The sequence below is a fragment of the Clostridium gelidum genome, assembly GCF_019977655.1.
Taxonomy (GTDB): Bacteria; Bacillota; Clostridia; order Clostridiales; family Clostridiaceae; genus Clostridium; species Clostridium gelidum.
This window is the reverse complement of record NZ_AP024849.1, coordinates 2,480,016-2,499,640: the sequence shown is the minus strand read 5'-3', so window position 1 is coordinate 2,499,640 and position 19,625 is coordinate 2,480,016. Positions and strand designations below refer to the sequence as shown.

Annotated in this window: 15 protein-coding genes; 4 read left to right on the top strand and 11 right to left on the bottom strand. The window is 28.7% G+C overall.

Annotated elements, in window-relative coordinates; all coding sequences use genetic code 11:
• Positions 1 to 194: 194 nt before the first annotated feature.
• The 5 genes from psyc5s11_RS10995 to psyc5s11_RS10975 form a co-directional block, all read right to left on the bottom strand.
• Positions 195 to 1,910 carry a S8 family peptidase gene (locus tag psyc5s11_RS10995; RefSeq protein ID WP_224037625.1) on the bottom strand — a complete coding sequence of 572 codons (1,716 nt, stop codon included), beginning with the start codon at positions 1,908 to 1,910 and terminating at the stop codon, positions 195 to 197.
• Positions 1,894 to 3,768: a S8 family peptidase gene (locus psyc5s11_RS10990; RefSeq protein WP_224037624.1), complete on the bottom strand. Its 1,875-nt coding sequence runs from the start codon at positions 3,766 to 3,768 to the stop codon at positions 1,894 to 1,896. Before psyc5s11_RS10990 ends, psyc5s11_RS10995 begins: the two co-directional genes overlap by 17 nt.
• Before the next feature lie 281 nt (positions 3,769 to 4,049).
• Complete coding sequence (locus psyc5s11_RS10985; protein ID WP_224037623.1) at positions 4,050 to 4,919, bottom strand: methionyl aminopeptidase; 870 nt, start codon at positions 4,917 to 4,919, stop codon at positions 4,050 to 4,052.
• A 78-nt stretch (positions 4,920 to 4,997) separates the two neighbouring features.
• Positions 4,998 to 6,440 (bottom strand): DEAD/DEAH box helicase, encoded by a 1,443-nt coding sequence (locus psyc5s11_RS10980; protein ID WP_224037622.1) that lies wholly within the window; start codon positions 6,438 to 6,440, stop codon positions 4,998 to 5,000.
• Between the two features lie 205 nt (positions 6,441 to 6,645).
• Positions 6,646 to 7,335, bottom strand: a complete 690-nt coding sequence (locus psyc5s11_RS10975) for a DUF5680 domain-containing protein (protein ID WP_224037621.1) — start codon at positions 7,333 to 7,335, stop codon at positions 6,646 to 6,648.
• Between the two features lie 283 nt (positions 7,336 to 7,618).
• Here psyc5s11_RS10975 and psyc5s11_RS10970 point away from each other — a divergent pair, with 283 nt between their 5' ends.
• On the top strand, positions 7,619 to 8,827 hold the full coding sequence (locus psyc5s11_RS10970; RefSeq protein ID WP_224037620.1) for a DEAD/DEAH box helicase: 1,209 nt from the start codon (positions 7,619 to 7,621) through the stop codon (positions 8,825 to 8,827).
• Positions 8,828 to 8,886: 59 nt separating this feature from the next.
• Here the strand turns inward: psyc5s11_RS10970 and psyc5s11_RS10965 are convergent, their stop codons facing one another.
• Positions 8,887 to 9,693 carry a Cof-type HAD-IIB family hydrolase gene (locus tag psyc5s11_RS10965; RefSeq protein WP_224037619.1) on the bottom strand — a complete coding sequence of 269 codons (807 nt, stop codon included), beginning with the start codon at positions 9,691 to 9,693 and terminating at the stop codon, positions 8,887 to 8,889.
• Positions 9,694 to 9,936: 243 nt separating this feature from the next.
• On the opposite strand from psyc5s11_RS10965, the gene psyc5s11_RS10960 reads away from it, so the two are divergent.
• From psyc5s11_RS10960 to psyc5s11_RS10950, 3 genes are all read left to right on the top strand, one after another.
• Positions 9,937 to 10,869 (top strand): DMT family transporter, encoded by a 933-nt coding sequence (locus psyc5s11_RS10960; RefSeq protein ID WP_224037618.1) that lies wholly within the window; start codon positions 9,937 to 9,939, stop codon positions 10,867 to 10,869.
• 825 nt (positions 10,870 to 11,694) lie between these two features.
• Complete coding sequence (locus tag psyc5s11_RS10955) at positions 11,695 to 13,428, top strand: ABC transporter ATP-binding protein (RefSeq protein WP_224037617.1); 1,734 nt, start codon at positions 11,695 to 11,697, stop codon at positions 13,426 to 13,428.
• A 1-nt stretch (position 13,429) separates the two neighbouring features.
• The gene (locus psyc5s11_RS10950; RefSeq protein ID WP_224037616.1) at positions 13,430 to 15,199 is read left to right on the top strand and encodes an ABC transporter ATP-binding protein; all 1,770 of its coding nucleotides are present in this window, start codon (positions 13,430 to 13,432) and stop codon (positions 15,197 to 15,199) included.
• 74 nt (positions 15,200 to 15,273) lie between these two features.
• Here the strand turns inward: psyc5s11_RS10950 and psyc5s11_RS10945 are convergent, their stop codons facing one another.
• From psyc5s11_RS10945 to psyc5s11_RS10925, 5 genes are all read right to left on the bottom strand, one after another.
• Entirely contained in the window at positions 15,274 to 15,441 is a 168-nt protein-coding gene (locus psyc5s11_RS10945) for a hypothetical protein (protein WP_224037615.1), read from the bottom strand.
• Positions 15,442 to 15,839: 398 nt separating this feature from the next.
• Positions 15,840 to 16,577, bottom strand: coding sequence for a TIGR03943 family putative permease subunit (locus psyc5s11_RS10940; RefSeq protein ID WP_224037614.1), 738 nt, complete (start codon positions 16,575 to 16,577; stop codon positions 15,840 to 15,842).
• Between the two features lie 78 nt (positions 16,578 to 16,655).
• Complete coding sequence (locus psyc5s11_RS10935; protein ID WP_224037613.1) at positions 16,656 to 17,654, bottom strand: permease; 999 nt, start codon at positions 17,652 to 17,654, stop codon at positions 16,656 to 16,658.
• Positions 17,655 to 17,992: 338 nt separating this feature from the next.
• Positions 17,993 to 18,619 carry a GTP-binding protein gene (locus tag psyc5s11_RS10930; protein WP_224037612.1) on the bottom strand — a complete coding sequence of 209 codons (627 nt, stop codon included), beginning with the start codon at positions 18,617 to 18,619 and terminating at the stop codon, positions 17,993 to 17,995.
• A gap of 62 nt (positions 18,620 to 18,681) precedes the next feature.
• A complete protein-coding gene (locus tag psyc5s11_RS10925) occupies positions 18,682 to 19,623 on the bottom strand; it encodes a GTP-binding protein (RefSeq protein WP_224037611.1) in 942 nt (313 codons plus the stop codon).
• Positions 19,624 to 19,625: the final 2 nt, after the last annotated feature.

The window sequence follows — 19,625 nt, the reverse complement described above, 5'->3', positions numbered from 1 at the left end:
ATAACGAGTCCAAAGTTGCCATGAATATTTTTCATTAGGCAAGGAGACGAATTCCCCTCATAGCAGGTCTATTAGGTGAATTTGCCGACGCAGCCTGATGGAAAATGGGCACATTGGAAAAGAGTAGCTGTGCTACAATACGGAACTTTTCTGGCAAATGGACTTGTTATTTTTTTGATTGTGCCTTAAATTCCCTATATTATATTTTGAAACATAAGAAGTATATTTAGCATTCCATATCCCCATTCTGCATTAGGGTAATTATCTCCACTTCTCCTTACAGTTCCCCTTTGAAGATATGTTCTTACAGTTTCAGAATATATATTAGGATCATTTCCTTCTACAATTCCCCATTGTAATAACATAACACACGCTCCAGCAACTATTGCTGCAGCAACACTTGTACCATTAGCAACAGTTGTTTTATTATCAGGTGCTACTGCCAGCGCATTTACTCCTCCTGCTGCAACATCTATTATAGTCGTATTACTTAAAAATGACCTACCAGAATAAGCTACAATATTATTATTGTTTTGATTATATGCTGCTACACTAATTAAATATTCCGAATCACTTGGATCCATAAATGTTCCATAAGGATCAGATAAAACAAATCTTGTATCTCCAACTGTTATTCCTTCTTGCGGTATCCACATATTAAAGTTACCATCTAAAATAAGTTCTCCAGTTAATCTAAATTTCCATATTCCTTGCTGTAAATCACTAAATCTAATACTTATTAATTCATCTCCACTACGCTCCTCTGGTAGAGAATAAGTAATTGTCATAGATGTTTTCTCAAATAAATAGGTATAACCACTACCAACGTTAAGCAAAGCATTTATTATTCCACTATTTTCACCTGATGGCGATATTACCTCTAAAGACATTATATTTGGTGCACCTATCCAAATTTCAGCAAATATATTTTTTTGCTCTGGTGATATATACAATTCTATATCGCTTGTTTCACCTACTTGTGATACTAAACCAGAAGCATGAGTACCACTAGCTCCTTGATTGCCTGTTCCAGTGACCATAACCAATCCACTATTACTAGATATTTCTTCTACATATTCTTTACCTGAACCAATTCCTTTATGATTACCCATATTAGTTCCAAGTGGATAATATATAACCATTGGTTCATTATTAGTTAAATAATATTCATATAAAAATTGTACAGCTGTAAAAAGAATAGCTATATTAAATATAGGTACTTTAGAATTATAAAGATTTCTGTATGTAATATCTTCTGCTAATTTTACAACTACAAAATCACATTCTGGGCAAACTCCCACCAAATCAGGATTTTTTCCAGTAGCACCAATTATTCCTGCCATACTTGTTCCATGCCCAATTTCATCTTTACTAGCAACTATTTCATAAGGAGATTTTCCCGATTTCTTAGCTTTTATTGCATTATTTATTTCATCTTGCATATATATAGTTCCATATGGGACTATATCATTTCCAGTTTTTAAAACTGATTGTATAGTTTGATCCCAAATAGCTTTAATTCTTGTTTCTCCATTAGGTTTCATAAATTCTTCACTTAAATAATCAATACCTGTATCTATAATTCCTACATTTACGCCTATTCCTGTCAAATGCAAAGGTAAATCTAGCTGTAAAAATTCAGCCCCTGAGGCATCAATAGGTGAAATTTGCTGTAGTGTAAATGGTTGTTGTGGATTAACATATACAATAGATGAAAAATACGGTTCTTTAGCATTTAGAGCAGTTTCTCCCATTGTTGATACTATTGCATACTTGTAATTAATTATAGTTACATAATAGCCCGGTTGCTTTGATAATTCCTCCTGAATATTTCCTTGATATTCAACAACATGATGATAATAATTTTTATTAGTAAAAAGATCATCTGGAGCTTTAACATCCCTTATCATCTAAAATCCTCCTATTCTTAGGTAGCGGAATTCTTATAAATAACTTATTAATGTAATATTCCATAAAGTTATTATCTTTATTATTTCTTAGGATATTTTCTTTGGTGATTCTTGGAATATTATTATTTATATGTACACTTCTATATGATCTGCTAATAACATCAAATGTATTTAATAAATCAAGATCTCCAAAACCAGTTTCTCTGTTTGGAAATTTGTAAATTGGATTTCTATATGCTCCATATATTAAATAAGTTCTAATTTTTTGTGAATACATGCTTTTATCATTTCCATCTACTATCCCCCATTGTAATAAAAGAGCACAAACTCCTGCGAGTATTGCAGTTGCTGCTGAACTACCAGAAACAGAAGTCACACCACCTGAAACTTGTGTTGTTAAAATATTGATTCCTACAGTGGCAAGATCAGGGTTGATTTTATTATCTATATTAAATCCTTTACCAGACGATGCAATTAAAGCATTATTATTTCCATAATAACTAACTGTAATTATATTAATCGCTGTAGATGGAATTGTTAATGTATTAAAAGGATTTGATTCAAGAAATACTGTATTTTCTAGCAAAGTGGTTTTTGGAGGAAGCCATATATCAAATCTTCCATTAATTATATATTCTCCAATTAATTCAAATCGCCATATCCCAGGTTTTATATTATCGAACAATACTATTATGACTTGATGTCCAGTAAAATGTTCTGGAGAATAATAGCTAACTGTCATTTTTGTATCTAAAAAAACAAATTTGATTTCTTCACTTTTGCCAGTTTTTGAATCAATAAATTGAGATGCTTCTCCAGTTGGAGAAATTACATTTAAAGCAGCTCTATTTGGTCTTTGTACCCATATATGCAAGATAAAATATTTCATTTCTTTAGGTATCTTAAGCTCTACACTTTGTATATCTCCTACATTTTTAATAAACTTCGTCACATGCCCTTGAGAGTCACCTTCATTTCCAACCCCTGCTACTATACATAGTCCTCTAATACTTCCAACTGCTGTTAAGTATCTAGAAATTAAACTTTTCCCATCATGACTTCCTTCACTACTTCCTAAACCTAAATATATAACCATAGGTCTTTGCATTTCTTGAGATCTAGTTCTTAAATACTGTACTCCTGCCACAATTGCAGTAGCATTATAAACTGGAGTATATTTAACATTATTTTCTTTTAATATCCTTGCAAAATAAGGAGATTCAAAAAGTTTAACAATTACAAAATCACTATCACTCGCAATGCCTTGAAACTGATTATTATATCCTCTTGCACCTACAATTCCAGCAATTTTAGTACCATGGCCTATATCATCTTTTGAAGGTACAATTGCATATGGATCTGTATTATTTTCATGAGCCGTAATTGCATTATTAATTTGATCATTTGAATAAGTCTTTCCAATAACTACAGATTTATCATTACTATTTTCAATTGTTTGATCCCATATACTCATTATTCTTGATGTCCCATCTTCTCTAATAAATTCTTGATTCAAATAATCTATTCCAGTATCAACAATACCTATTAACACACCTCTACCATTTAAGTTTAAATATGGGTTTATTTTAATATTATTTATATTATCCACACTAGATGGTGAAATATCTTGTAGTACAAACATAGTTCTAAAATCAAAAAAAACAATTGATGGTACATCTATCAAAAGCTGATTTATATCGTTAGGATTTACTGATACAATTCCAACCCTATCAGTAAATATATCTCCACAAGCATAAGCTACCTTATCAATTTGTTCCTTAAAAGGCCCTCTATATTCGATTAAGTAACTGCCCTTATATGGATCATAATATGAATTGCAAAAACGTAAATCAGCCATGAAATTAACTCCTAATATTACTTACACAATACTATTTATATTTTAAAAACTTATATTTAATTACAATTTCTTAACATACTATAAACATAATTTTTAGATGCACAGTTCACACTTTGCAATTAGGGAGGTTCAAAAAAACAACAAGTCAGTATGCTAGTATATTTGACTTGTTATTTACTTTCACCTCCCTTAGAATACAATTTCTTCGTACATGAAAAAATGGTGCAACTAAAAATGTATTTTTCACACTTATAGTTACACCATTATTTTAAAGTTTCACTTTATTTGGCTAAGATTTCAACACCAGTTTCAGTTATCAATACTGTATGCTCCCATTGAGCTGATAACTTATCATCTTCTGTATATATAGTCCAGTCATTTTCCTCATCAACAAACACGTCATAAACACCTTCATTTACCATTGGTTCTACAGTAAGAACCATTCCTGGGACAAGTAGCATTCCTGTTCCTTTTTCACCTATATGTGGCACAAATGGATCTTCATGAAATTGATTTCCAACCCCATGACCGCCAAGTACTCTAACTATTGTATATCCATTTTTATGAGCATGTTCGCCGCAAGCTGCTCCTATGTCTCCTAGGAATCCCCATGGCTTTATAGCTTCGATTCCCTTTACCATACATTCTCTAGCTACTTTTACTAGCTTTTCAGCTTCTTCACTAACCTGTCCTATCATAAACATTCTAGATGCATCAGAATAATATCCATCTAAAATTGTAGAAACATCTACATTTACAATATCTCCATCTTCTAAAATAGCACCTTCCTCAGGTATCCCATGACAAACTTGATTATTAATTGATGTACATACACTCCTTGGGAAACCTTCAAAATTTAACGGCGCCGGAATTGCTCCATGTTCTGTAGTATAATCATATACTAATTTATCTATTTCTAATGTACTCATACCAGCTTTAATTTTACTTGCAACTAAATCTAGTACTCCGTTATTAATTAATCCACTTTTTTTTATTCCTTCTATATCTTTTTGGTTTTTTATAAGATCTCTTGATGGAACAATATGTCCCTTAAGTTTGCAACTTTCTATTTTTTGATCAAATTCTAAGTGGCATCTTTTATACTTTAATCCACTGCCACACCAACATTTTGCATTTCTATCTGAAAACATTTTTAAATAACACCTCTTTAAAATTATATTACAGAGTACCTTATTATTTTACTCTCGTTAATTATTATACACCTAATTTTATTTATATGCTTTTTCTATAGTTATTTTCTTACCTTTTATAGTCATATTTTTTAATTCATCTACAACTTTTTTTCCTTTTCCATTTAATATATCTACATAAGATACTGAATCTTGTATATCAATTATTCCAATATCATCTGCACTTAATCCTTCTATATTACAGATAGCTCCCACTATATCTCCAGCTCGGAGTTTCTTTTTCTTTCCGCCATTTAAATAAATTTTAGTTATGTTAGTATTTATAATTTTAGCTTTTTCTGTTTTTTTCTTAGGTTTACTTTGAAGTAATTCAGTGCTTTCTTCTCTTTCTTCTTCTATTTGCTCTTTACCTGGAATATAACAAACTGGAAGTTTAAAACCTATAAGTTCTTCAATTTGACTTAAAAGATTGTCTTTCTCCTTAACACAAAAAGTTATAGCTTTCCCCTTTGCGCCTGCACGTCCGCATCTTCCTATTCTATGTACATAAGCTTCTTTTTCTACTGGAAGCTCATAATTTATTACATGAGTTATACCTTCAATATCAATTCCTCTTGAAGCTACATCTGTTGCAACAAGCAATCTAAAATCTCCACGTCTATAGCTTTCCATAGTGCTAAGTCTTTCTTTTTGAAGCATTCCACCATGAATTTTATTAACCGAATATCTTTTTGTCTTTAAAAATTCAAATACTTTATCTACATTTTCTTGAGTTCTAGCAAATATAATAGCAGTTTCAGGTTTTTCATGTATTAATATACTATTTAAGTTTTCTAACTTTTTTTCATAATTCACATAATATAAAGTGTGTTCTATATTATCTGTAATGAGTTTTTGACTTTCAATAGTAATATCTACTGGTTTATTCATATGCTTCTTGGATAAATTTTTAATTTCATCTGGCATTGTTGCTGAAAATAGCATAGTAACCTTTTTCCTTGGAAGTTTCTTAATTATATCTTCAACTTGATCTATAAATCCCATATTAAGCATTTCATCAGCTTCATCTATAACAAAATATTTTATTTTTGATAGATCAAGGCTTCCTTTATCAATGTGATCAAAAACTCTTCCTGGAGTTCCAACTACTATATGAGTCTTTTGTTTCAATTTTCTTATTTGATCTGTTATTGGCTCTTTACCAAAAACTGCAATAGCTTTAATTCTTTTAAATCTTCCTATATTAGATATATCTTCACTTACTTGAACTGCAAGTTCTCTTGTTGGTGTCAAAACTAATACTTGAGGACTATTTTCTTCCCAATCTATTTTTTCACATAAAGGAATACCAAAGGCTGCTGTCTTTCCGCTTCCTGTTTGTGACTTAACTATAACATCATTATTTTTAAGAATCTCTGGTATTACCTTTTCTTGAACTTCTGAAGGAGTCTTATATCCAAGACCTTCTATGGACTTCAAAAGTTCCTCTCCTATTTTAAATTTACTAAATTCACTATTCATATGTTAAATTATCTCCTCACTCTAAATTACTAACGTCTTCATTAGTAATTATATCAATCCTTCTTATTATACCATTCTTATTCATTTTTAAAACATAATAATTTAACGCGTTATGTTAGTTCTTAAAACATAATTATAAGTAATGTTTCCTAAGATATATAAAAAACATAGCCTACATATTTAAATACAAGCTATGCATTAGAATTTATTTTATTAATCCTCCATGAAAATTACACTCATAGACTTTTACATCATTTTTATAAATTTCTTCATGACCACTATACCATGTAAAGTCGCCCTCTACAGTACAGATATATTTGTACTCTCCATTCTCATGTTCAAGAGGCCCGCGATATGGATATTCTTTTGGGACTAAAGCTAATGCTTCTTTTAAGAAATCTCCTAAAAATCCTTCATCAAGAACTCGTCCTATATAATTCATTGACCAAAAAGGAATGTTATCTTTCCATAAAGCCTCTTCTCCTGCAAACTTCTCTCCACCTAAATATGTGTCATAATATTTTAAATTTCCTTCAATGTGTTCTAAATCATGAGAATTAGGTCTACTTGAAATCACGTCTGCACCTTTTCCAGCATAAGTTGCTCTCTTTGCTCTAATCATAAAATCTATTACTTTTTTATCCAAAATAAACCCTCCATTTATATCAACTTTTCCTTTTAGTTCACATAGATTTTTTTCATTATCCTTAACTAAATCATCAATGCTAATTTTAAATAAATTGCTTAAAGTTATTAGCTTATTAATATCCGGATATGATTGTGCAGATTCCCATTTAGCAATAGCTTGCCTAGAAATATTCATTATTTCTGCTAATTTTTCTTGAGATAATTTATTTGCTTTTCTTAGTCTTTGCAAATTTTCCGGAAAACTCATTTTTTATTCACCTCTTTTTAATAATAGCAAAACTACAATTTTATTACTATCAACTATAGAACATATTTTTGTAAACTATTAGTTGCACTACCCTTAGAAATGTATAAAATCATGTAACTTTAGCTAGAAAAATGAACATAATAAGGATATAATTAAATAACAATATATAAAGACGCATCTTTAAATAGTTTTTAGATGCGTAAATTTTAATATATGACATAAGCTTATAATAATTGTAGGCTATATATTATGTCCAAAAAATTAAACTATGAAGGAGAAATCAATGAATAATTCTTTTACTGATTTAAACGTAAATTCAAATATAATAGAGGGGCTTTTAAAGCAAGGCATTACCGTTCCAACTCCAATTCAAGCTTCATCTATTTTACCAGCTCTTGAAAACAAAGATATAATTGGAGAAGCTTTTACTGGAAGTGGTAAAACTTTAGCTTATCTTATCCCTATGTTTCATAAAATAGATACTTCAAAAAGAGAAATGCAAGGAATGATTTTAGCACCAACCCATGAGCTTGCTATACAAATAGAAGATCAAATTAAGCTTCTTGCTGAAAATTCTGGTGTTCCTGTAACCTCTATGTCAATTATTGGAGAGGTAAATATAAATAATCAAATTAAAAAACTCAAGGATAATAAACCACATATAATTGTAGGGACAACAGGTAGAATTCTTGATCTTATCAAAAAGAAAAAGATAGCTGCTCATACTATAAAAACAATTGTTATAGATGAAGGTGATAACTTATTAGATCCTAAGAGAGCAGATACCGTTAAAGATATTATAAAAACTACTATGAAAGATAGACAGCTTATGGTCTTTTCAGCTTCTATAAAACTTGAAACCCTTGCGACTGCTACGGATTTAATGAAAGAACCTGTAGTTATAAAGTCTGAAGATAAACCAACTATAAACCCTAACATCGAGCATATGTTTGTAGTGTGTGATAGACGTGATAAATTTGAAACTCTAAGAAAAATTATTGTAGCTGTGAAACCAGAAAAAGCAATTATTTTTGTTAATGATAATGAAGATATTGAATTAACTACTGTAAAACTTAATTATCATAGTAAAGATTGTTTTGCTATGAACGGAAAAATTTCTAAAGAAGATAGAAAACTTGCCATTGAAAGCTTTAGACATGGAAAAATTAAAATATTAGTTTCATCAGACATTACCGCTAGAGGACTTGATGTTGAAGGTATAACTCATGTATTCCATCTAGACTTACCACTGAAATTAAATGAATATTTACATAGATCTGGAAGAACTGCTAGAGGGGATGCACATGGCACATCCATATGTATAACTACAATTAAGCAACTTAATATAATAAAGCAATATGAAAGGGCATTTACTGTAAAATTCACTGAAAAGAAAGTATTTGGTGGTATTTTAGAAGATAGTCACTATGCTTCTGACGCAAAACAAGATAAAGCTAAAAGTAAATCTTATGATAGCAAAACAAATAATTGAAAATTCATTAAACAAAAATAAGGTTAGAGAGTTCATTGCTCTCTAGCCTTTATATTATTTTAACTTAATTTATCTTCAACCCACATAACTATATGTTTTATCACATGTTCTTCATTGCTTGGAGCTATAAAATCAGCATATTTCTTTAATTCTTCCGAACCATTTTTAGGACAAAAAGAAAAGGCAGCTTCTTGTAATAACTCTACATCATTCATATTATCTCCAACACATATAACTTTGCTCTGATCTAAATTATACATTTCTATTATACTTTTTAGCGCTTGTCCTTTAGATTCATTTGCTGGTAATAATTCAAATGATGTTTTTCCACTTCTAGTTCCTTTTATATTATATTTATCTTCAAATGTTTTCTCTATGCCATCTATAACGTCACTTTTCCCAACCACTAATATTTTATGCCAATTCATTGAAAAAACATCTTCTGTAATATCATATATTATATCAAGCATTTGTGTTGCAGATCTAATTGAGTTCCCTGAATCTCTAAGAATATACAGTTTTCTGTTTGCATATATCTCAATTCCTATATTCTCATCATCTTCTTTAATCCTAAGCGCAATTTGCTTTTGATTATCATCTACAAATTTTTCACTTAGTATTTTTTTATTATTATGATCATATATAACGCCACCATTGTACACTATTATTGGGAGATTAACTTCTATTTTTAAAAGATATTCTTCAGTAGCTTCTACAACTCTTCCCGTAGCTACTGAAAATTTTCCTCCATTTTGTGTAAAATAATTTATAGCTTCCAGATTTTCTTTTGAAATATTTTTATTATTATCCAATAAAGTTCCATCTAAATCAGATACTATAACATATCCATCAAATTTCTTATTCATAATTATCCCTCGTCTCATTTAGGCATATTCCAGAAAATAACAAGTCAGCATGCTAGTCTATTTTATGTCATATTCCTTATATCATTTTTTAAATTTATCATTATAATTAATTCTAGCACTATTTGATAATTTTAGACATAACACAATATTATTTTTTTTAATTTATTCATATTGCATTTATTAAAAGTTTAAGTTACTGTATATTATATTGATCATATAAAATTATAAAAGGAGACTAACCCAATGAATGACAAAAAACTTTTCTTAAATTTATTAGCTTTAATAACTGTAGTTATTTGGTCAGCAACATTTATTTCTAGCAAAATACTATTAAATACATTTACTCCACTTGAAGTTATGTTTTATAGATTTGTAATAGCATATTTTTTACTGCTTATAATACATCCAAAATTTCATAAGATAGATTCATTAAAAGAAGAACTCATGTTTTTGCTATCAGGAATAGCCGGTGGATCACTATACTTTTTAACTGAAAACTCTGCTGTGAAAATTTCACAAGTTTCAAATGTAGGATTAATAGTTGCAACAGCGCCAATTATTACAGCACTTCTTGCGCACTTTTTTACTAAGAATGAAAAACTTAATAAAAATCTATTTTTAGGATTTGTAATTGCAATTTCAGGAGTTATTTTAGTTATGTTCAATGGTAGCTTTATGTTAAAGCTAAACCCAATAGGTGATATTCTTGCTTTATGTGCTGCTGTATCTTGGTCTGTTTATTCAATAATAACTAAGAAATTGGGTAGCAAATATAATCCCTTATATTTAACAAGAAAAATATTTTTCTACGCTTTACTTACCATGATTCCATTTTTATTTACGTCAGAATTTAATTTTGATATATCTAAACTCTTAACCTTTGAAATAATGTCTAACCTATTATTTTTAGGGATTGTAGCTTCTAGCATTTGTTATGTTATGTGGAATTTCACTGTAAATAAATTAGGAGTCGTAAAAACTAATAACTATATTTATCTTATTCCCGCAATTACTTTAATACTTTCTGTAACAATACTTCATGAAAAAATTACACTCTATTCCGGAATCGGAGCATTATTAATATTTCTTGGAGTTTATGTTTCAGAAAATGGACTTAATTTTAATATTTTTTCAAACAATAGGAATTCTATTCAAGAAAAGACTTTAGGCGCATGAAAATAAATAACAAGTCAAAAGTTGCCATGAATATTTTTCATCAGGCAAGGAGACGAATTGCCCTCAAAGCGGTTCTATTAGGTCAATTTGCCGAAGTAGCATGATGGAAAATAGTCTGGCAAATGGACTTGTTATTTTTTTGATTGTGCCTTATCTGATGTCTAACAACTTTTAGTTCTCATTTCTTTATATGTGAGATAAATTTTATATTTTTACTATTAATTTCATAGTATGATAATTTGTATATTGAAGAAAATAGTACTGTAATATGCCTAAATTATTACGGATGGAGGGATACATCATATGAGTGAAAAAAAAGATTCTTCTTGTGCAAGCCAACAAGAAAAAGAAAAGAAAGCAAATAATTCCGGAATTAAACATACTAAAAAGACACATAAAAAAGATTGATATTTTTGTATTTGTGCTATAAATAACTTCTTAAATTGTTAAGAAGTTATTTGCTTTTATAGTCATATTTTGGTTTTTTAATATTTCTATTGCTTTTTATGTAAATTGGTGGTATATTTTATAAATGATGTTTAAGAAATAATTTAAAAGGAGGTTTAACTATGAATACTAATAAAATATTTACTGTTTCAATACAATTTAACATTGATATTTATTCATCTGTGAAACCTCAAAATAGAGAATCCATGTGATTTATTAGTTTTATTTATAATATTTAACTGATCGCATTATATTTTGAATTTAACACAGCTCTGAATAGCTGTGTTTTTTTGTGCTTAAAATTATTTATAAAGGTAATTTTACACATGTTTTAACATTCATTTTAAACATCAACGATCTCAAAAGGAGGACTTTTTTATGACTTTATTTAAAACTTACATTGCAAAACAATGGAAACTTTTAATTATCCCTATTGCTTCTATGATAGGATGCATTTGTATAGACAGTGCTTATCCTTATCTTCAAAAGATATTTATAGATAACATTATTCTCGGTGATATGGAAAATTATTTATTTATTTTCTTAATGACTATAATCTTATTTGCTTTAATCCAAGGCATACTAGGATATTTGAAGGAATATTTATTCGATAAATTTGCTGTCATTGTTTGCAAAGAATTAAGACAAGATTTATACTCTAAATTTCAATCATTTGAATTTTCATTTTTTGATAATAATAATACTGGAGAATTATTATCAAGAATTATTGAAGATGTTGATATTGTTTGGGATACTTTAGCCTTTGGAATGAGAGTATTCATTGAAGCAATAATACTTTTTTCTGTATCTGCTATTATAATGTTCAGCTTAAATCCATCACTCACAATTATATGTTTAGCTGTACTACTACCTGTAGCTTATATTGGCACAATTATGGACAAGAAGTTCTGGACTGTGTATTCACAAATTAGTGATCAAACTGCAGAAATTAATTCTATAGTCCAACAAGATGTTTCTGGAATTAGACTTGTAAAAGCCTTTGCTCGTGAAAAACATGAAATATCAAAATTTTTAAAAGTAAACCAAAAGTTCTTTGATTTAAATGTACAACAAGCAAAAATTGTTGGTACTTATGGACCTTTAATTGAATTTTTAACAAACAGTGCACCAATTATAATGATAGTGTATGGTGGATATTTATGTATTCAAGGAAACTTGAGTTTAGGCAGTTTAGTTGCTTTTACTAGCTATATATTCAATCTTTCTTGGTGTGTTAGAAATTTAGGATCGCTCATTAACTTACTTTCTCAAAATAAAGCTTCTATGGCTAAAATAAAAGATATACTAGATAGAAAACCAACAATTGCTTCTAAAGAAAATAGTTACAATCCAACTGTTGTTAAAGGGGATGTTGTATTTAAAAATGTAAGTTTTTCTTATAATAATACAGAAGTCTTACATGATATAAATTTAAATATTCCATCAGGTAGTAGTGTTGCTATAATGGGAACTACTGGCTGTGGTAAAAGTACATTACTTTCATTAATTGGAAGACACTACGATGTAACTAAAGGCGAAGTTTTAGTTGATAATGTTAATGTTAAGGATTGGAACTTAGAAACTTTAAGAGCTAATATGTCAGTTGTCTTTCAAGATACGTTCCTGTTTTCAGATACAATAAAAAACAATATTGATTTTGGTAGTAATAAATCAGAAAGCACCTTAATAAAAGCAGTTAAAGACAGCAGCGCTTACTCTTTTATTAAAGAAATGCCTGATGGTTTTGATACTGTTATTGGTGAAAGAGGACTTGGATTATCTGGTGGACAAAAACAAAGACTTGCACTATCAAGAGCAATAATTAGAAAATCACCTATATTAATTCTTGATGACTCAACTTCAGCTCTTGATATGGAAACTGAATTTAACGTACTTCAAAATCTAAAAAATAATAAGAGAAAAACTACAACCTTTATAATTGCACATAGAATATCTGGAGTAAAAGATGCAGATATTATTCTATTTATGAAAGATGGTAGGATTGTAGAAATAGGCAAACATTCGAACTTAGTTAATTCTAAAGGCTACTATTACAATGTTTATTCTCATCAATTCCAAGATTTTGAATCACTTGCATTGGAGGCGAATTAATTTGAACGATATAATAAATGAATCTTCTAAAATTTCAATAATCAAAAGATTATTAAAATACGTTAAACCCTATAAAATGAAAGTAATATTTGTAATATTCCTGTTACTTATTGTAATGGCTTGTAGTACTTTAACTCCTTATTTAATGAAAGTATCAATTGATACTTTTGTACAAGAAAAAAATATTAAAGCATTATTATTTCTTGGCGTTGCTTTAATACTTGTTAATGTAGTTTCTATGATTTTATCTAGAATTAGAACCATAGCTATGTCTAAAATCACGAATCAAATATTAGTAGACATTAGACACAGTTTATATACTCATATTCAAACTTTAAGTTTTAATTTCTTTGATAATAGACCTGTTGGAAAGATTATTTCTAGAGTTGTTGGCGATGTAAATGCGCTGCAAAATTTATTAAATAATAGTATTGTAAATTTAATTCCAAATATCTTTACTATTATATTGGTTGTATGTATGATGCTTATACTAAATCCTGTTTTAGGAGCAGTTTGCCTTATTACAATACCCCTTTTAACATTTGCTATGTTCTTTATTGAAATTAAATCAGATAAGAAATGGAAAGTTTTTAGAGAACATCGTTCATCACTAATTGGATATACTCATGAATCATTGTCAGGTATGAAAGTAATTCAAGGTTTTAGCAAAAAATATTATGCTAAAGATAAATTTGATACTCATATAGGAAAGCATGCTAATGGCTTTATGAATGCTGTTTATACTCAAGATTTCTTTTGGCCATTTTTGGATTTATTTCGTGGTTTAAGCATGGTTATATTAATTATTTCTGGATATATATTAACTAAACAAAGAAATTTAACTTTAGGCACTTTAATGGCTTTTTTCATGTATATTGACATGCTTTGGAGACCTATAATAAATCTTTCTGCATTTTATAATGCATTTGTTACTAGTATGTCTGCTGGTGAAAGAATCTTTGATATTTTAGATACTAAAAGTGATATGATAGATGAAAATTCCAATAAAATTCTTCCTCCAATTAAAGGAGACATTGAATTTGACCATGTTACCTTTGCCTATTCTAAAGGAGAAGGTGCAGCACTTAAAGATGCATGCTTTAAATTAAATGCTGGAGAAAAAATTGCTTTAGTTGGTGAAACTGGTGCAGGAAAAACCACAATAACTAATTTAATAAGTAGATTTTATGATCCTACTTTTGGCTCTATAAGAATTGATGGAGCTGATATTAAAGAAGTTAATATTGAAACTTTAAGAAGCCAAATGGGAATAATGCTTCAAGATTCATTTTTATTCTCAACTTCAATTAAAGAAAATATACGTTATGGTAAATTAAATGCAACTGATGATGAAGTAATTCAAGCTGCAAAAGCTGTTAATGCACATGAATTTATTGAAAAACTTGAAGACGGTTATGATACAAATGTAAATGAGAGGGGTTCAAGACTTTCTCTTGGACAAAGGCAATTAATAGCTTTTGCAAGAGCATTAATTGCAAATCCTAGAATACTAATATTAGATGAAGCAACAGCAAATATTGATACAGAAACTGAATTATTGGTTCAAGATGGAATAAAAAAACTCATGAAAGGAAGAACTTCTATAGTAATAGCCCATAGGCTTTCAACTATTCGTGATTGTGATAAAATCTTTGTTCTTTCTAATGGTAAGATAGTTGAACATGGTACTCACTCTGAGTTACTTTTAACACCTGGATATTACCATAATTTATATTCCGCTCAATATAGTTTTCTTAAGCAAGATGCATAATGGCGAGAACATACTTCTGCGTATAACTCGCCGAAATAAAGGGTACTCTATTGTTCCGGTTGCTGAGGATTTAGCTATGAATTTCTAACAGTAAAAGTTGCACCATTTATGCTTGTCCCAATATACATTGGGACAAGCATAAATGGAACAACTTCTACTGAAGAAATATCTATAGCTAAATCCTCTGATGCAACACTGCACAAAAGAGTACCCTTTATTTCTACTTTGATATAATATCTCAAGTATAAGTAATTATGTTGTATTTATATAGATACCCACAACTGAAATTTTACTTATGCTTTGTATTATATTCAACATTTACTATACTTAGGAGCATATCCAAACAGAGAAATTGGATACATATTTGTGAAGTAGGCATTGAAAATAAGCTGCTGAAGCTTCTTAATGGGAGGTTGCTCTATTATAGTTTGTCCAAAAAGTGAGAATCGAAATTTTATATTTCGTTCTTCGAACTTTCTCTGTGAGCTTTTACATTTGGAGCAAACTATAATGGGTGCAACCTCCCATTTAGAATGCTTCCAGCGAAATTTTCACAGTCCTACGGAATAAATATGTATTCAATTTCGGCGGATTATACTCATAAGTACAGTTTTTACATTTGTATCTATAAGTATTTGCTTTATTCAAGTTCTAATTTTTCTATTTTTATTATTGGTACCTTATGACTTGCATTATTATCATCTCTTATAGTTGAACTACTAATTGTTCCATGTGCAATGATCTTCTCATTTTCATTTAAGTCATAAGCTTTATCATATTCTCCTATTATCCCAACAGCTTTTGAATCAGCTGCACAGCAAGACATCACGATTCTTCCTATAATAAATTGGTTTTTATTTAAATAACTTTGTTTGCATACAAATCCATGAATTTCCAATTTCATCTCTATATATTTTTCGGGATTTATTCTTATATCTTCAAGTACCATAGGATTATCTTCATTAATTATTAGAATTTCTTTATTATTATTGTCACCTTTAATTAAGCTATCGTCTAATTCATGTTCATATAATGATTTCATATCCATACTGCTTACTTTGCTTTCTGTAAGTTCTTTATTAAGTTCAATATGTTTAAAAGTTTCTTGCTTATTAATTGAAATTATGCCTAATATCACAGTTAGCACAATTGGTAGTAATTTCTTTTTAATATTACCATTTCCTTTTGATGTAAATACATTTTTAAATTGAAAAATTGTAATTATACTTATCATTACTATAGTAATGTAAATATATTTAATCATTTTATCTCCTATATAAAAATCTATCTTACCTGTAAATACCAAATAAATTATTGATAAATCTAATAAAATAAGAACTATAAACCATAAAAATTCATCAAAATTAAATCTTCTCACTTATCCGTCCCCCTTATTGTATATAAATAATGTTCTTATTTTAGGCATATTTTTAAAAAACAAGAAGTTGAATATGCCTTATATTCCACATATGACAAATAAACAAGAAATTATAAATACAACACTAATTGTCGTTAAACTCAGCTTAAATACAAATTTCTTTTTGAAAGTTCCAGATAACATAATCAGATTCTTTAAATCAAGCATAGGCCCTAAAATCAAAAAAGCTGCTACTCCACTAAATGAATAATTAGCTAAGAAACTTCTTGCAACAAAAGCATCTGCTTCTGAGCAAAGGGATAGGGAAAAGCCAAGAAACATCATAAAAATTATGACCAATATTTTATTATCAGAAATGAAATTAAATCCTCCATGAGAGACAAAAACTTGAAAGCCACTAGATATAAAAGCTCCAAATATTAAATACCCCATAATGTCTAAAAACTCTCTATTCGTGTGCTCAAATATTGCTTTAAATTTACTTTGATTTGGAAATATATCATTACATCCACAATTACAATAATTATCATTTTCTACAGAATCTAAAATTATGGAATGTTTATTTTCTTCAAGAGAATTCACTATGATTCCAATTAAAATTGCGGCTACAAATCCACCAGCTGTTCTAAGTATAACCATAGATTGCTTATCATAAAATGCATAATAAGTAGACATTATTACCACTGGATTAATTATAGGTACTGCAAGCATAAAGGTTACTCCAAAACCTATGGGTACACCTTTTTTTATAAGCCTCCTTGTTATAGGAATAATCGCACATTCACAAACTGGAAAAATAAGTCCAATTAAAGCTGCTCCCAAATACCCAAAAATATTTACATTCGGTATTAACCTAGATATAATTTCTTCGGATATAAAAATTTGAATTATTGCAGATACGAAAGAGCCTATAATAATAAACGGGATTGCCTCAAGAATTATACTCGTAAATATACTTGCAAAATCCCCTATTTCTTCTATATTTAAATTTATTGCATTTTTTTTATAAATAAAGAGTATTAATATTATTACACACAATATAAAGAAATTTAACCTTTTCCTATTATAATTAACCATGTCCCATCCCCATTTCAAGCTTATATTCTGTATTCGCCTCTAATATAGATACCCAAATTCTAAGTTACTTTTTCTACCTTGCATATATCTCCAAAAGTAGAAATAAGGGGGCTTACTTTTGTGGAGTGTTACATTAGAAGATTTTGATGGCTGTGCTTCTTAGATTATAAGTTGTTCCAAAATGCTTGTTCAAAGCTTGTCTTTGAAGCAAGCATTTTGGGTACAACTTGTGATCTTAGAAGCACCCATCAAAATCTTCAGTAACTGGAACAAATGCATGCCCCTTTATTTCGGCGGATTATACGCATAAGTACGATTTTTAGTGGGTATCTATGATACTATTTATAATTTGCAAATTTGATTTTTAATTTCTTCAAGTATCCGTTGTCTAGGACATTAGCCTCTTTAAGAGCATACTTTAAAGTATACTTATTGCTCACTTTTAAAATATAAGCTTTAGGATTAATATTCCTTACTTTTTTAAAACCTTCATCTAAGACTTCCTTTTTACAATAGTCCATGTTATTTACGACTATCATGTTTGAATATTGTATAAATGGAATTATAAAACTTCCCACATTATCAATATATTTGTTTAAATTCTTCCCATCTGCAACGAAAAATATTGTAGTAACTTTGCTATAGTCGCTATAAATTTTTTCATTTAATATATCAATTAATTCCTTTAAATTAGAAGTTCCATTATATTCAATAATTATCCTATTGGGATTGTATTTCTTTATTGAATAAATCATTTCTTTTTTAAGGTCTTTAACTTCATTTAATTTTTTAATTTCCACAAAATAATTTATATCCGTTGATTGTGAGATTTTTTTTTCTCCATGCTCAAGTTGAAAAATCAAAATCTTTTCTCCCTCAACTTGAGTTTCACTTAATAAAGAGTTTATAAATGAAGTTTTCCCAGAGCCTAAAAAACCTGTTACAATCTCAATATGTATTTTCATCTTATCACCGCCTTCTTATAAATTGTAATTATACATTCTTACTTTATATTTTTTGAATACAATTAACTAAATAATTGTTTTAATTCTTTCTTATTTAATTTACTTCCAATTATTGAAACAACTTTTTTATTAGACCATTTGATTTTTCTACTCTTAAATTCATTTGGAACATAATCAAATTGATAATATCCTCCATCAGTTCCTTTTATAAATCCCTTTGCTCTTATTATTTGTCCATACTTCTCACTATTCTCTATAAGCTCAAACTTTCTTTGAATTTCTTGTGTACTAGTATCGTAATCGAGGTCTATAGGATATGTTTCAAAAACCTCTTTAGCACTATGATTTACTTTTTTAATAAATGTTTTACTTTGGTTAGATTTGACAATAAACATTTCCTTTTTCTCTTCAATTTCATTTGTTTTAAAAAAATCACTGCCCTTTATGCTTTCCCAAGGTTTATATATTATTTCAGCCTTAGAATTAAACTTTTTAATAGAGTCTATGGTAGTTTTAATCTTTTTATCCTCTACTAATTGACTTCGACTTAACACAATTTTATTTGCTTTTCTTATTTGATTTTCATAAAATTCTTTAAAATTCTTTAAATACATATCATAATTTCTAATATCAATCAAAGTAAAAATATTTCTAATTTCAACCTTATCTTTAAACTGCATTCCTTTTAATATATTTAATATTTCACTTAATTTAGCTACTCCTGAGGGTTCAATTATTATATTATCAGGTTTGTATTTATTTAAAACTTCAAATATGGCTCCTCCAAAATCTCCTGAAACCTCACAACATATACAGCCCGAATTGATTTCCTTAATTTCAAGATTACTTTCTTTTAATATCTCTGAATCTATTCCTATTTCTCCAAATTCATTTTCTATAATAACTGTATTTTTCCCATAAACTTTTTCATTCAATAACTTCTTAATTAGCATTGTTTTACCTGCTCCTAAAAAGCCTGAAAATATATCAACCTGAGCCTTCATTG

Coding starts and splice junctions, on each gene's coding strand:
- psyc5s11_RS10995 (WP_224037625.1), bottom strand. CDS start 1,910: ATGATAAGGGATGTTAAAGCTCCAGATGATCTTTTTACTAATAAAAAT.
- psyc5s11_RS10990 (WP_224037624.1), bottom strand. CDS start 3,768: ATGGCTGATTTACGTTTTTGCAATTCATATTATGATCCATATAAGGGC.
- psyc5s11_RS10985 (WP_224037623.1), bottom strand. CDS start 4,919: ATGTTTTCAGATAGAAATGCAAAATGTTGGTGTGGCAGTGGATTAAAG.
- psyc5s11_RS10980 (WP_224037622.1), bottom strand. CDS start 6,440: ATGAATAGTGAATTTAGTAAATTTAAAATAGGAGAGGAACTTTTGAAG.
- psyc5s11_RS10975 (WP_224037621.1), bottom strand. CDS start 7,335: ATGAGTTTTCCGGAAAATTTGCAAAGACTAAGAAAAGCAAATAAATTA.
- psyc5s11_RS10970 (WP_224037620.1), top strand. CDS start 7,619: ATGAATAATTCTTTTACTGATTTAAACGTAAATTCAAATATAATAGAG.
- psyc5s11_RS10965 (WP_224037619.1), bottom strand. CDS start 9,693: ATGAATAAGAAATTTGATGGATATGTTATAGTATCTGATTTAGATGGA.
- psyc5s11_RS10960 (WP_224037618.1), top strand. CDS start 9,937: ATGAATGACAAAAAACTTTTCTTAAATTTATTAGCTTTAATAACTGTA.
- psyc5s11_RS10955 (WP_224037617.1), top strand. CDS start 11,695: ATGACTTTATTTAAAACTTACATTGCAAAACAATGGAAACTTTTAATT.
- psyc5s11_RS10935 (WP_224037613.1), bottom strand. CDS start 17,654: ATGGTTAATTATAATAGGAAAAGGTTAAATTTCTTTATATTGTGTGTA.
- psyc5s11_RS10930 (WP_224037612.1), bottom strand. CDS start 18,619: ATGAAAATACATATTGAGATTGTAACAGGTTTTTTAGGCTCTGGGAAA.
- psyc5s11_RS10925 (WP_224037611.1), bottom strand. CDS start 19,623: ATGAAGGCTCAGGTTGATATATTTTCAGGCTTTTTAGGAGCAGGTAAA.